Annotated in this window: 17 protein-coding genes; all 17 read left to right on the top strand. The window is 46.1% G+C overall.

Annotated features, from left to right (window positions below):
• Positions 1-8: 8 nt before the first annotated feature.
• The 17 genes from trhA (at position 9) to ACQQ6X_RS17300 (ending at position 13,599) form a co-directional block, all read left to right on the top strand.
• Positions 9-659, top strand: coding sequence for a PAQR family membrane homeostasis protein TrhA (trhA, locus tag ACQQ6X_RS17380; RefSeq protein WP_305166339.1), 651 nt, complete (start codon positions 9-11; stop codon positions 657-659).
• Positions 660-825: 166 nt separating this feature from the next.
• Complete coding sequence (ylxM, locus tag ACQQ6X_RS17375) at positions 826-1,194, top strand: YlxM family DNA-binding protein (protein ID WP_305166338.1); 369 nt, start codon at positions 826-828, stop codon at positions 1,192-1,194.
• A 50-nt stretch (positions 1,195-1,244) separates the two neighbouring features.
• Positions 1,245-2,621, top strand: a complete 1,377-nt coding sequence (gene ffh, locus ACQQ6X_RS17370) for a signal recognition particle protein (RefSeq protein WP_305166337.1) — start codon at positions 1,245-1,247, stop codon at positions 2,619-2,621.
• Positions 2,622-2,689: 68 nt separating this feature from the next.
• Positions 2,690-2,962 (top strand): 30S ribosomal protein S16, encoded by a 273-nt coding sequence (gene rpsP / locus ACQQ6X_RS17365; RefSeq protein WP_013370647.1) that lies wholly within the window; start codon positions 2,690-2,692, stop codon positions 2,960-2,962.
• Between the two features lie 23 nt (positions 2,963-2,985).
• Positions 2,986-3,216, top strand: a complete 231-nt coding sequence (locus ACQQ6X_RS17360) for a KH domain-containing protein (RefSeq protein ID WP_013309863.1) — start codon at positions 2,986-2,988, stop codon at positions 3,214-3,216.
• Between the two features lie 97 nt (positions 3,217-3,313).
• On the top strand, positions 3,314-3,829 hold the full coding sequence (gene rimM, locus ACQQ6X_RS17355; RefSeq protein ID WP_305166336.1) for a ribosome maturation factor RimM: 516 nt from the start codon (positions 3,314-3,316) through the stop codon (positions 3,827-3,829).
• Positions 3,829-4,641 carry a tRNA (guanosine(37)-N1)-methyltransferase TrmD gene (trmD, locus tag ACQQ6X_RS17350; RefSeq protein ID WP_305166335.1) on the top strand — a complete coding sequence of 271 codons (813 nt, stop codon included), beginning with the start codon at positions 3,829-3,831 and terminating at the stop codon, positions 4,639-4,641. Before rimM ends, trmD begins: the two co-directional genes overlap by 1 nt.
• Before the next feature lie 230 nt (positions 4,642-4,871).
• On the top strand, positions 4,872-5,216 hold the full coding sequence (gene rplS / locus ACQQ6X_RS17345; RefSeq protein ID WP_007429998.1) for a 50S ribosomal protein L19: 345 nt from the start codon (positions 4,872-4,874) through the stop codon (positions 5,214-5,216).
• 101 nt (positions 5,217-5,317) lie between these two features.
• Positions 5,318-5,944, top strand: coding sequence for a signal peptidase I (gene lepB / locus ACQQ6X_RS17340; protein ID WP_149032750.1), 627 nt, complete (start codon positions 5,318-5,320; stop codon positions 5,942-5,944).
• A gap of 87 nt (positions 5,945-6,031) precedes the next feature.
• On the top strand, positions 6,032-6,892 hold the full coding sequence (gene ylqF, locus ACQQ6X_RS17335) for a ribosome biogenesis GTPase YlqF (protein WP_063209153.1): 861 nt from the start codon (positions 6,032-6,034) through the stop codon (positions 6,890-6,892).
• Positions 6,893-7,098: 206 nt separating this feature from the next.
• Positions 7,099-7,746 carry a ribonuclease HII gene (locus ACQQ6X_RS17330; protein WP_305166333.1) on the top strand — a complete coding sequence of 216 codons (648 nt, stop codon included), beginning with the start codon at positions 7,099-7,101 and terminating at the stop codon, positions 7,744-7,746.
• A 93-nt stretch (positions 7,747-7,839) separates the two neighbouring features.
• Entirely contained in the window at positions 7,840-9,966 is a 2,127-nt protein-coding gene (locus ACQQ6X_RS17325; RefSeq protein ID WP_305166332.1) for a DNA ligase, read from the top strand.
• Positions 9,963-10,262 (top strand): EscU/YscU/HrcU family type III secretion system export apparatus switch protein, encoded by a 300-nt coding sequence (locus tag ACQQ6X_RS17320; RefSeq protein ID WP_017427916.1) that lies wholly within the window; start codon positions 9,963-9,965, stop codon positions 10,260-10,262. Before ACQQ6X_RS17325 ends, ACQQ6X_RS17320 begins: the two co-directional genes overlap by 4 nt.
• A complete protein-coding gene (locus ACQQ6X_RS17315) occupies positions 10,262-10,645 on the top strand; it encodes a YraN family protein (protein WP_305166331.1) in 384 nt (127 codons plus the stop codon). The genes ACQQ6X_RS17320 and ACQQ6X_RS17315 overlap by 1 nt, the downstream gene beginning before the upstream one ends.
• A 156-nt stretch (positions 10,646-10,801) precedes the next feature.
• Positions 10,802-11,353 carry a nitroreductase family protein gene (locus ACQQ6X_RS17310; RefSeq protein WP_305166330.1) on the top strand — a complete coding sequence of 184 codons (552 nt, stop codon included), beginning with the start codon at positions 10,802-10,804 and terminating at the stop codon, positions 11,351-11,353.
• Positions 11,354-11,514: 161 nt separating this feature from the next.
• Positions 11,515-13,134, top strand: a complete 1,620-nt coding sequence (locus tag ACQQ6X_RS17305; RefSeq protein ID WP_305166329.1) for a YifB family Mg chelatase-like AAA ATPase — start codon at positions 11,515-11,517, stop codon at positions 13,132-13,134.
• Between the two features lie 81 nt (positions 13,135-13,215).
• Complete coding sequence (locus tag ACQQ6X_RS17300; protein ID WP_305166328.1) at positions 13,216-13,599, top strand: nuclear transport factor 2 family protein; 384 nt, start codon at positions 13,216-13,218, stop codon at positions 13,597-13,599.
• Positions 13,600-13,927: the final 328 nt, after the last annotated feature.

Below are 13,927 nucleotides of genomic sequence, written 5' to 3'. Positions count from 1 at the left end.
AAAAAACGATGGCAAACACCTATACTTATTCCCGACGGGAAGAAGTAGCCAACGCGATTACACATGGTATTGGAGCCGTTTTAAGTGTGGCGGCACTTGTGCTGCTCATTGTTTTTGCTAGCATGAAAGGAACTGCTTGGCATGTCGTAAGTTTTACAATTTACGGGATTACGATGCTGTTGCTGTATACCAATTCCACGTTGCTCCATAGCCTGCGTGAAGGGAAATTGAAGGATTTGTTCGAAATATTCGACCATTCTTGTATTTACCTGTTCATTGCGGGGAGCTATACCCCTTTTATGCTCGTTGCATTGCGAGGTACGCTGGGATGGACGCTGTTTGGAGTGATTTGGGGGATCGCTCTGTTTGGTGTATTGTTCAAGGCGTTCTTCACTAAACGCTTCCTGTTTATGTCTACAGCGTTTTACATTATAATGGGCTGGCTCATTACTATTGCCTGGAATCCCCTGACGGCTATTGTTCCCGCCGGAGGGATGACGTTATTGTTTGTAGGTGGTCTCATGTATACGTTGGGCACCATTTTTTATGTGTGGCGAGCATTTCCGTATCACCATGCAATCTGGCATCTGTTTGTTTTAGCAGGCAGCATACTTCATTTTTTGGCTATTCTGCTGTATCTTACTCCTGTAAGGGTGTAAGTGAGAGAGGGGAAAAAGCCGATCCGTACTCCCATTTAGGGGCAGTGGGTCGGCTTTTTTTTGTATGACAAGGGATAACGCTTGACATCTTCTTTTCTTTTATGTATGATAAGGAACGTTGAAAAGAACTGTAAAGTGTTTTTCCTTGACGATGGAGGTATATACGATGAGTCAGGAGAATCGGCTGGAAAAGACAAACCGGATTAACCGACTGTTTGACTTCTATGAACCTCTACTTACAGAGAAGCAACAGATGTTTTTAAAATATTACTTCCATGATGATTTTTCTTTAGGGGAAATTGCATCGGAATTCCAGATTAGCCGTCAGGCAGTCTATGAACATATTAAACGTGCTGAACAGGTATTGGAAATGTATGAGGACAAGCTCGGATTGCTAAGTAAGCATGAGCGGAGAATCCAAGATTTAGAAGAACTCAATGCGACATTATATGATGCGTTCGGTAAAGTTGGTAAGCCCGATGAGGGCACTCTGCAACATGTCCAACAGATTGTAAATCGCCTGCAGGAATTGTAGGTTATATAAAGAAGAACTAACGACCCTGGTAGACAAGGAGGTGCGAAAGTATGGCATTTGAAGGATTATCGACTCGCTTACAAAATGTATTCAGTAAACTGCGCGGCAAAGGAAAAGTGTCTGAGGATGATGTGGCTCAGGCGATGCGTGAAGTGCGCTTGGCTTTGCTAGAAGCGGACGTTAACTTCAAGGTTGTAAAAGACTTTATTGCCAAGGTAAAGGAGAAATCCGTTGGTAAGGAAGTGATGGACAGCTTTACGCCAGGTATGGTCATCATCGACATCGTGAACAAGGAATTGACTGAGTTGATGGGTGGCAGTCAGGCCAAGCTTGCCAAAGCCAACAAACCGCCTACAGTCATTATGATGGTGGGTCTCCAGGGCGCAGGTAAGACGACGACTTCCGGTAAACTGGCGAAGTTGTTGCAAAAGCAAAACCATCGTCCATTGCTTGTAGCGGGTGACATTTACAGACCTGCCGCGATCAAGCAGCTTCAGATTCTCGGCGAGCAGATTAATGCACCTGTATTTACGATGGGAGACCAGACAAGCCCGGTGGAAATCGCAAAACAGGGTTTGCAGCATGCTAAGGATAACGGCAATGACTACGTTATTATAGATACTGCCGGTCGTCTTCATGTTGATGAAGAACTCATGGAAGAGTTGCGCCAGATTCATACTAACGTCAAGCCTGATGAAGTTCTGCTAGTAGTAGATAGCATGACAGGACAGGACGCAGTGAACGTTGCAGAGCACTTTAACAATAGCCTTGAGTTAACAGGTGTTGTACTGACAAAGCTGGACGGCGACACTCGTGGGGGCGCTGCCTTGTCAGTTAAAGCTGTGACAGGATGCCCGATCAAGTTTGCTACATTAGGTGAAAAGCTGGATGCAATGGAGCCGTTTCACCCCGAACGGATGGCTTCACGGATTTTAGGCATGGGTGATATGTTGTCCCTGATTGAAAAGGCGCAGTCCAATATCGACGCCGATAAGGCGAAGGAAATGGAACGGAAAATGCGTAATGCCGAGTTTACGTTCGAGGATTTTCTGGAGCAAATGGATCAGGTTAAGAAGCTTGGCCCAATTGACCAGATTCTCGACATGATTCCCGGTATGGGCAACATGAAGCAAATGAAAGACATCAAAGTGGATGACAAACAGATGGGCCGGATTGAGGCTATCGTTCATTCGATGACTACACAGGAAAAGCAAAACCCGGATATGATTAATCATAGTCGCCGCAAGCGGATTGCTGTAGGTAGTGGAACATCACTGGCTGAGGTAAATCGTCTGATAAAGCAATTTGACGAAATGCGTCGCATGATGAAGCAGTTCTCAGATATGATGGGACCTAAGGGTGGTAAAAACAAGGCTCTGAAGCAGCTGAAGAGCATGGGCAAAGGTATGAAGTTTCCTTTCCGTTAAAAGGTCAGTAGGCCTTTGGAGTATGGGATAGCAATATACAGTCTACTTTTTGAAGGAGGTGAATTTTCGTGGCAGTTCGTATTCGTCTGAAACGTATGGGTGCACATAAAGCTCCTTTCTATCGCGTCGTGGTATCTGATTCCCGTTCCCCGCGTGACGGTCGTTTTATCGAAGAAATCGGTTACTACAACCCTATTACAGTACCAGCGGTTGTAAAAATTGATGAAGATAAAGCGCTGAAATGGTTGCAAGATGGTGCACAAGCATCCGACACTGTTCGCAACTTGCTTAGCAAAGCGGGCGTGTTGAAAAAGTTTCATGAACTTAAAACACAGAAATAAGGTGCTGATACGGAGGGTCAACCATGGAAGAATTAGTGATAATCATTGCTAAGGCTTTAGTCGATCATCCGGAAGATGTGACCGTGAAGACCTTGGAGAAGGATCGGCTTGTAGTGTATGAGCTTAGTGTACATCCTGAGGATGTAGGCAAAATCATTGGCAAGCAGGGTCGTATCGCCAAGGCGCTTCGCACTGTGGTTGCATCAGCAGCCGTTAAGATGGATAAACGGGTTACCGTAGACATCATATCTTAAAGATATACGAAAGTGGGTTAGGATGTATGTCCTAACCCTTTTTCGTACATGATGAAGATGATATGGAGCGGAACCGATTACGTGCAGGAGGAACACGATGCAGCAAATGTTTAATGTCGGAAAAATTGTGAATACACATGGAATTCGCGGCGAGCTAAAAATATTAACGACAACTGATTTTCTTGAGGATCGTTTTGCCAAGGGCAGTGAGCTGTTGATTGTTCCGGCAGATGGTAAAGCACCGGTTCCCGTAACTGTCGAAACAGCGCGTTTTCAAAAAAATATGGTTATCGTTAAATTTAAGGAATATCACAATATCAATGATGTTGAAAAATATAAAGGTACTTTGTTGAAGGTCTCTGCTGAACGGCTAGGCGAATTGGAGGAAAACGAATTCTATTTTCATGAAGTAATCGGTATGGAAGTAGTAACGGAAGACGGAACTGAGCTCGGTGTGGTAAAAGAAATTTTGACACCGGGAGCGAATGATGTATGGGTCGTCCAAATGCCTAAAGGCAAGGAATTGTTGCTGCCGTATATCGAAGATGTTATTTTGGATGTAAACGTGCGTGAAAAACAGGTTACGGTACGGCTAATGGAAGGTTTGCTGTAATGCGAGTGGATGTGCTAACCCTGTTTCCAGAGATGTTTGACGGAGTTTTTAATGCAAGCATTTTGGGAAAAGCAAGGGATAAGGGGATTGTATCACTGCAAGCGGTTAATTTTCGCCAGTATGCCGGCAACAAACATGGGCAAGTGGATGATACGCCCTATGGTGGTGGGGGCGGCATGGTTTTGAAGCCTGAACCTATTTTTGCTGCGGTGGAAGCGCTGCTGGATAAATCAGAGCGACCAACATCTGAAACTCCCGATGAAGCTGTCCGAGATGAAGATGTCGAACATTACGCAGGCATAAAGGCTCCGCGTATTATTTTGATGTGTCCACAAGGCGAGACTTTTACGCAAAAGAAGGCGGAAGAGCTGGCCAAAGAGGACCATCTTATTTTTGTATGTGGGCATTATGAGGGGTATGATGAGCGTATTCGGGAGCATCTGGTGACAGACGAGCTTTCGATTGGCGATTATGTTTTGACTGGTGGGGAATTGCCGGCTATGGTAGTCATTGATAGTGTGACACGGTTGTTACCAGGGGTGTTGGGGAATGAAACGAGTGCAGTAACAGATTCGTTTAGTACAGGGCTGCTGGAATACCCCCATTATACCCGGCCTGCTGAGTTTCGGGGCTGGAAAGTGCCTGATGTACTCTTGTCAGGCCATCATATCAATATTGACTCTTGGAGACGACAAGAAGCGTTACGTCGCACGATGGAACGTCGACCGGACCTGCTGGAACAGGTTGAGCTGACAGGTAAGGAACGCGCGTGGATTGAAGAGCAGCGCCAATCGGACAAGTCCGGAGACTAGCGATAAAGCGCGATATACATGAGTGGATTTGAAAGCAGGCGGTGACCTGTTTTATAATAAAGTCAATTAAATAATGTTTGGTCAAATCCCTTTTTGTTGTTGCAATGCGGTAACCTCCATGATACAATACATCTGTTGTGTGTAATACGGTGGTCCTCTGTGGATGATGAAGGAAACGAATGTGTTTCCAGAAGAAACATGAACACCTGTACGGAAGGAGGGAGTCATAGATGAATATCGTCCAAGCGATTACTGAAGAACAACTTCGTAAGGATCTGCCTAACTTTCGTCCTGGTGACACTTTAAAAGTGCACGTGAAGGTTATCGAGGGAACTCGTGAGCGTATCCAGTTGTTTGAAGGTGTAGTAATTAAACGCCGTGGTGGTGGAATCAGTGAGACTTTTACAGTTCGTAAAATTTCTTACGGTGTAGGTGTGGAAAGAACTTTCCCACTTCATTCCCCAAAAATCGATAAAATCGAAGTGGCTCGCCGTGGTAAAGTGCGTCGTGCGAAGCTTTATTATCTTCGTGAACTGCGCGGTAAAGCAGCGAGAATTAAAGAAATTCGTCGTTAATACAACGAATAACGAAAGGGGCTTGTTTACAAGCTCCTTTCGTTTTTTCTACGTACATAGGGAACTGTGGATAATTGACCGTAAAGAGAGGACAGTGAGCTATGGAGCAAGAAGTAGGACAAGGAGCTGTACAACAGCCAACTGATCAGGATGGTACGTCCAAGCGTAAACCAAAAAATGAGATTTTTGAGTGGCTCAAGGCCATCATTATTGCGTTAGTGCTTGTCTTTTTAATCCGCTGGCTTCTCTTTAAGCCTTTTATTGTGGATGGCCCGTCGATGCAGCCTAACTTTCATACCGGAGAACGCGTCATTGTAAATGAGATACTGTATGATTTTCGTGCTCCTAAACCGGGTGAAGTGATTGTATTCCATGTCCCGGAAGAAAAAAGAGATTTCATCAAGCGCGTCATTGCTGTAGCGGGCGATACGGTCAAGGTAGAAGGCGACACGATTACAGTAAATGGTAAGCCGATTCAAGAACCTTATCTCAAGGCTCCTTTGGAAGAAGCACATCAAAATGGCGAACTTTACAATAAGTTTACCAATTTTCCAAATGAGAAATTTAAGGATGGAAAAGTGCCAGAAGGGCATATTTTTGTTATGGGCGATAACCGTTCAAATAGTACAGACAGCCGGATGATTGGATATATTGATTTGAAGGAAGTCGTGGGTCGGGCTGATGTGATTTTCTGGCCAGCGAAGGATATGCAGTGGATTAACCACTAGAACTAACAAATAAGCAGCATAGCTGCCGTAATTCTAACGATAAGCCTGAGGGTGAAAGTAGGAGTTACGCTCAACGGGGTGATGACGGTGACGATTCAATGGTTTCCTGGTCATATGACCAGAGCGCGCCGCCAAATTGAAGCAAAATTAAAGCTGATTGATTTGGTTATTGAGCTGATTGATGCTCGATTGCCGCTTTCCAGCCGAAATCCAATGATTGATGATATTTTGCAAGGCAAGCCGCGAATGATTATTTTGAACAAGGCAGATTTGGCGGATCCTGTAGTATCACAGCAATGGATTGCTTATTTTAAGGAACAGGGGCATGTAGCCTTTCCGGTGGATGCCACAACAGGGACGGGGCTCAAGGAAATCCCGATTCAGGCTAAGCTGTTGCTTAAGGAAAAAATAGACCGGCAGATTTCAAAGGGAATGAACCCTCGTCCTATACGTGCCTTGATTGTTGGTATTCCGAATGTAGGCAAATCGACATTGATCAACCGAATGGCAGGACGTAATATTGCAGCTACAGGTGATCGCCCAGGAGTAACGAAGGCACAACAGTGGATCAAGACCGGTGAAATTGAGTTGCTGGATACACCAGGTATTTTATGGCCTAAATTTGAGGATCAGAACGTCGGTTATCGTCTGGCAGTTACAGGAGCGATCAAGGAAGAAATTCTGAATGTAGAGGACATTGCCTTTTTCGCGACAAAGTATTTTATCCAATATTATTGGGATGCCATGGCAGAGCGTTTTGAGCTTACTGAACGTCCTGAGGATACAGAAAATCCAGATGATGTTGTAAGTGTTATGGAGGCTATCGGACGTAAACGTGGCTGTATCGTTAGTGGCGGACGTGTAGATCTCGAAAAGGCCTCAAAGATTATTTTGCGTGAGCTACGTGCAGGAAAGCTGGGGCGGTTCAGTCTAGAGGCTCCATACTGATCGTATTAGTAACCAATATAGAACATTGCATTTTGTGGCAAGGAAGAACCTTCCCCATCTCTCCGGAGAGGAGGAAGGTTTTTTGGTATGTAAAGGTAAATAGAAAAGGGTTTTGAACGGTAGAGGTCTGTGGTAAGCTGAATTCAATCATTAGAGCTACGGCAAGAATGAAGCTTAAACTACGTAAAGATAGGTAGGTTTTGAATATGGAAGCTAAAGAGAACACAGTAAAGGACATGCTACATTATGAAAAAAAATGCTGGGAACAATCTTGTGAGCGGATTGCAGGTATTGACGAGGTAGGTCGTGGATGTCTGTTTGGGGATGTTGTGGCAGCAGCAGTCATTTTACCAGTAGGTGAGTTATTGGAGGGGGTAGATGATTCCAAAAAATTGACGGACAAGAAAAGAGAAGCCTACTACGAACTGATTATGGAGAAGGCGATTGCTGTAGGAGTTGGTTATGTAGACGCGCGGACGATTGATGAAATCAATATTAAACAAGCGGCTCGTTTAGCTATGAAAAAGGCTGTAGAGGCTTTACATATATCTCCTGATTATTTACTTGTTGATGCAGAAAAGGTAGATGTGCCTATTCCTCAGCTATCCATCATTAAGGGAGATGCGAACAGTCAGTCTATTGCGGCGGCTTCTATCATCGCTAAGGTGACCCGTGATCGGCTGTGCAAAGGCGAATGGGATGCGAGATATCCGGAATATGGGATCGGTATACATAAAGGTTACGCTACCAAGTTGCATAGAGAACAAATTTTGGCGCTAGGGCCTACAGAAATGCATAGACGCAGCTTTCTAGGCAATTTGTTGACAGAGCAACCAACGTTGTTTGATCTGTAGACTACTTATTATGAATCGTCACAATACCGATATAAAGTATATCTAATATTACAGGCCCCTTTGAAATAGGGGGAGAGTGAGAGGAGGGGCGATATGAACATCGGATCTGTATTCCGTGGATTACTTGGAGATGTGAAGGCAGGAGAGGCTAAAAAACTTGATATGCAGCCAGGCCAGATCGTAAGAGGAGTCGTATTAAAGGTGTCCGAGGACGGTGATGAGGCTGTGTTGCAAATACAGGGTTCTCAGGTCAGGGCAAAGCTGGAGACCCCTCTTCAACCTGGACAGACTGCAACGTTTCAGGTACAACCGGCTTCTCCCAGCGGAATGACTGTGCTTAAGCCTCTGAACGACGCTGCCAATATGCCACAGCAAACCGTAGCGCTGGCAGACGTATTGGAATCGGTGGGACTGCCGGATACAAATCAGAACAGGGAGCTTATCCAGGCGATGCAAAAGAATGGTGTGCCGTTGACATCGGAAAATGCAGCTTCTTTACGAGACGCATTGTCGAAGCAAGGGGGCAATGTACAATTAGGAACGTTTGTGCAGGCAGCGGCCGTCGCCTTTCAGCGTGGACTCCCATTAACGGCTGAAAGCATAAACGGTTTGCGTCAAACGATGTTTGGGCCCCCTTTAAACGATCTGTTGTCATCGCTGGAGCAAGAACTTGAAACGGTGCTAAAGCAGCAAGGACAGGGAACGCCCACTGACCATTCAATAGGGGAAGCAACCGCGATAAAAAGCGCTGACCGAACGTTAGCTAGTCCAACTGGCACTTCTTCTGTGGTGATTGCAGATGGACAGGAAGGCCAGGCTCTTACATTGTCCAAAGATGTTTCTGCCTCTGCAGCTACAAAGCAGGCAGAAACAGGACAACAAGCCACAGGCGGCAAGGAATTGTTTAAAGGGACTCAAGCAGCCAATCTTGCAGCTACAGTAAGTGAAGCGAGTGTCTTGACTACAGATTCAGATACTCCGGCAGGGTCCACAGTATCTGTAGCCAACGGGACTGCTCAAGGAGAACCGGAGGTAGTTAGTGGGCGTGGAGCGACAGTGGTATTAGATGCTGGCGCAAATACGCCTGAATCGGGCGCTGCTGATGCATTAAACGGCTCGCGCGCTAAAGTGGAGCAATCACAGCAAGCTACTGCGGCAGGTACGCAGCTTAAGGATGCTGATGGTGCTCCGGCATCGGCCTCGGCAGAGCCAACGGGGACGAAGCCTGCCTTAAGCGCAGTCACGGCAGACCGTCCCTCTGCACAGCCAGCGACTGGCTCTGCGCCGCCATCTGCGGCGGGCAACGCTGCTGCGCCAGAGGCGCCGCTCCAGCGGCTGCGCCTCCTGCTGCAAGAGCTGCGTGCAGCAGTGCCGCCTGAGCTAAGCACGGCTGCGCCAGAGCAGCCCGCCGCAGAGATAGCGCAGCCAGCGGCTGGTGCTTCGCGCACGGCAGACGTTGCGGCCTCACAGTCTGCGGCGCCAAGCATGCAGCTTACCCCCACGGAGGACCCGTGGGTGGGCCGTGTGCTGAAGCTGCTCGGTGCAGAGCACGAGCAGCAGGTACTCCGCTCGACTGCGCAGCCCGCGCATGGGGCGGCGGCACGTACGGAGCCGCCCGAGGGAGTACCGCAACCGCTGCCGGGGTTAGCGGCTGCGGCTGACGATTCGGTGTCAACGGCCGCAGACACCGTAAAGGGGGCGCTGCTCCAGCTACTGAGCAGCGACGACCTGCCACCCGCTTTGAAAGAAGCGGCTCAGCAGGTTGTACAGCATCTGACAGGTCAGCAGCTGCTGTTAAATACAGACCGAACGGCGCCTTTTGCACAAGTGCACATGTTTATACCATTCATCGGACCGGATGGTCGTGAAACAGCTACAATCCAGATTCAGTCCCGCCGCGGCAAACGGGGAGAACTGGATGCCTCCAACTGTCGTCTTTGGTTTGATTTGGACATGAAGGGGCTTGGTCCTACGCTAGTGGATGTACAGGTTGTAGATCGGATTGTAAGCCTCAAGCTTCATAATGATCAGGAATGGGCGGCTTCGCTGTTAACCAGTGGACGTGAGTCCATTCGTACCTCGCTGGAGTCGCTAGGCTACCAACTGCTAACACTGCGAACCGAGCCTATGCCCATAAGGACTGAACAGAGCAGCTCCGTCTCTTCAGAGGTACAAAGCTATGTACCTCAGCCATATAAAGGAGTCGATCTTAAAATATGAAAGAGCCCTTGGACCCTCCCTCTCCTTCCATGAAGAAGGCGGTCGCCCTTAAATATACGCCCGGTGAGAGCGAAGCGCCGATTGTTGTTGCCAAGGGAAGCGGCCGCATTGCGGACAGTATTTTAGAAAAAGCCAAAGAGCATGGTGTTCCTGTTCAGGAGGATGCCGCGCTGGTTGAAGTACTATCCAAACTTGATTTGGACGAACAAATCCCGGCTGAGCTCTATCAGTTGGTAGCAGAGGTGTTAACCTATATATACCAAATGGATCGGCTTGCTCCAAGGGACGACTGGTGATGGAGGATGAAATGAAGACTAGAAGCAAGGATCAGCGGAAAGCCAAAGGAGCGATGGGTGAAGAAGCCGCGGCCTTGTTTTTAGAAAACCTGGGTTATCGTATCTTGGAGCGCAATTGGCGATGCCGTAGTGGAGAAATAGATCTGATTGCCAAGCAGGAGCACATACTCGTGTTTATTGAAGTACGTAGCCGGAGCAGTTCCAGATATGGGACTCCAGCCGAATCAGTTACTGCACGTAAAATAACCCAGGTTCGCCAAACAGCCGCAGTATACTTGCATATGAACAGAATGGGAGAAGCTCCGATCCGTTTTGATATGATTTCTGTACGATTATCTGCTGAAACGTCTGTTGTTACAGACCATTTTATAAATGCCTTTTAAAAGAGTAAGAACTTTTTTAGGAGGTTGAAGCACAGGACTGAATTCATATGTACAGGTTGACAGAAAGGAAAGCTGCAGGTATATTTTATTGAGAATAGTTATCATTTTCATTTTATAATGAATATCTAGTCATTGTACCTGCGAAGGAGGATTTACGTGACAAAGCATACCTTTAGTGAACATGTCATAGATGTAATTCAGGAACGCCGGACGATTAAAAAATTCAAACCTGACTCTATCCCGGTAGATACGATTAAAGAACTGCTGGACGTCGCTGTATGGGCTCCTAATCATAAAATGCGTGAGCCGTGGCGTTTTCTGTTGTTTACTGGTGAGGGACGGAAAAAGCTTGCAAAAGCAATTGCAGCCGATATCGGTAAAGACAACAAGTTTGAGAGTGGAATTTTGCATAATCCGATTCAGCTTTTAGTGGTGATGGAAGAAGATCCGCGCCAAGCGGTTTGGGATGAGGATTTTGCAGCAGTCAGCACGCTTGTACAAAACTTTATGCTTGCGGCATGGAGCAAAGGGATCGGAACATTCTGGGTGACAAAACCATTTCTGTATTCGCCTAAGTTCCGTGATTGCTTGGGTATTAAACCAGGTGAGAAGGTAATTGGAATGATATATGCAGGCTATCCAGATGTTATCCCGGAACCAAGACCACGTACTCCAGCGGCCGACAAGCTAACCTTGATTGACAATTGATCTTTTGTCAGATACCTTTGGTAAAGGATTTGAAAACAGGGTTGAGTAGTTAAAATTTAGATCATATATTTGCAGTAAATGAAAATTTGGAAGCACCTTTTTTCATATAGTCAATGATTCCCGGGTGGGACATTTCATATGAGGAGAGGTGCATTTTTGATATGTATGGAAAATTACATGGGGCTTGTCTGTATGGGATAGACGGCGTACTGATCGAAGTTGAGACTGATCTGTCTAATGGTTTGCCTCAAACCGCGATTATCGGATTGCCGGATTCAGCGATTCGAGAGGCAGTAGAGCGTGTGAGAGCAGCAATCAAAAACTGTGGTTTCAAATATCCATCTCAGCGTGTCACGATTAATTTAGCTCCTGCTGATTTGCGTAAGGAAGGCTCATCTTTTGATCTTGCGATCGCTTTAGGCTTGCTGACAACCAGTGAGCAGATTGTATTACCAGTGAAGGAACGAACCCTGTTTATTGGCGAGCTGGCGCTGGATGGCAGCATTCGTTCTGTAAATGGAGTGTTATCTATGGTAGATCTGGCCAAGCGAGAAGGATTCGATTCTGTGCTGCTTCCTCAGGAAAACGCAAGCGAAGCCCATCTAATTACAGATATACGCATTTACGCTATACGTCATCTGACAGATCTTATCCCTGTTAATGATCATGCACAAGATATCACAAATGGTCAAATGACCAATGAGAATTGTACTGCCAGTAAACAAGTGATGATCCATTCGTATGACCATTTACCTCAAGCAGAGCATATACCGTTGTGCGAGCATGAAGCACTAGCCAGTAGTATGGAGGATTACAGCGATGTGCTGGGTCAGCTACACGCCAAACGTGCGTTAGTCATCGCTGCAGCGGGGATGCATAATATCCTTCTTATGGGGCCACCGGGCGCTGGAAAAACGATGCTCATCCGCAGGTTACCGTCTATTTTGCCGCCTTTGACGGAAAAGGAGTCGCTAGAAGTGACCAAGGTCTACAGCGCAGCGGGGAAGTGGAAGGAGTCCTCGCCGCATCTCATGCATGTTCGTCCCTTCCGTGCGCCTCATCATACGATCTCTGCTGCTGGTTTGGTGGGTGGAGGAGGTATACCTAAACCAGGAGAAATCAGTCTTGCACACCGAGGAATTTTGTTTCTGGATGAGTTGCCTGAGTTTAGTCGTCATGTGCTAGAAGTGTTGCGGCAGCCTCTGGAAGACCATCAGGTTACAATCAGTCGTTCACGTGCAGTGTTTAAGTATCCAGCGCATTTTTTACTTGCAGCTTCTTTGAATCCGTGTCACTGTGGATTTTTCGGGACTGACACCGAACATCAGCGCTGTACCTGTTCACCTGCAGCCGTAGCTCGATACCGTTCACGTATTTCTGGTCCATTGCTGGACCGAATTGATCTTCAGCTAGAAGTATCACAACCAAAGGATTGGCGGGAGGAAAAAGAATCCCTATCGTCTGCTGACATGAGAAAGCAGGTGTTGGCTGCTCGAGCAATACAAATCCACAGATACAGCAAGCTTCCTTTTTCATGGAATAGTGAGCTGTCCGGTCAGATGCTGCGTAAATATGCGGTATTGGAACAAAATGCAGCAGAGCTGCTTGACCAGACGATGGATGCACTTGGTTTAAGCATGCGTGCGTATGATCGAATTCTTAAGCTGTCCCGCACTATTGCAGACTTACATGAGTCAGAGAAAATTACGACTTCACATGTGGCTGAAGCAATCCAATACCGTCATATGGACAGAGCGAATGCCAATTTTCCCGAAATGTAGAATATGGTAATAATATATTGAGCATAAGTTGTCTAGGTAAACAAGGGTATCATCTTTTATGTAAAGGAGAGGAGTATAGCTATGGTTAATAAAGAAATAAGGGGCATGATTGAAAATTATCTTGAAGCATACAATTCATTTGAAATTGAAAGAATGGTTGAACTATTGCATAAGGACATCATATTCAGGAATATTTCCAATGGAGAAACCACAACGGAGACCAGAGGAATACAAGCATTTAGGGAGCTGGCCGAACAGTCGTCAATGATGTTCTCCAGCCGTTGCCAGACAATTACCGATTATAGGATTATAAATGACAAAGTAGAGGTCGGAATTGATTATGAAGGTATTCTTGCCGTGGATTTTCCTAATGGATTAAAGAGTGGAGATAAGCTGCAATTAAAAGGAAAGTCCACATTCGAGATTAAGGAAGGAAAAATCTCATTGATTGAAGATTACAGTTGAGTACACCACGCGTATTTTAGCTAACGGAGAACGTTAGTTCATTAAACAGCGACAGTCTAGGACTTGATTTTCTCGTCCTTGGCTGTCGCTGTTTCAATTTTGTAGGTTCAGTTTAATACGTTATTTTCTAATGTCATTTCTAAGAAAAATATGCAAGAGAAAATGGAAAAACAGAAAAAAGGGCAAAAAAAAAGCTCCAGGCAAAAAGACCTGGAGAAGAAAAAAAGATTATGACAATATTGATTATACTATGAGTATATCACTTTCGTATATACGATTATGCATCATCTCCCATGTTACTTGATGGAAAAACAACAAGCCCCTCGAC

This window comes from Paenibacillus ottowii (genome assembly GCF_050516475.1).
GTDB classification, from domain to species: domain Bacteria; phylum Bacillota; class Bacilli; order Paenibacillales; family Paenibacillaceae; genus Paenibacillus; species Paenibacillus ottowii.
This window is presented reverse-complemented; position numbering and strand designations above follow the sequence as displayed.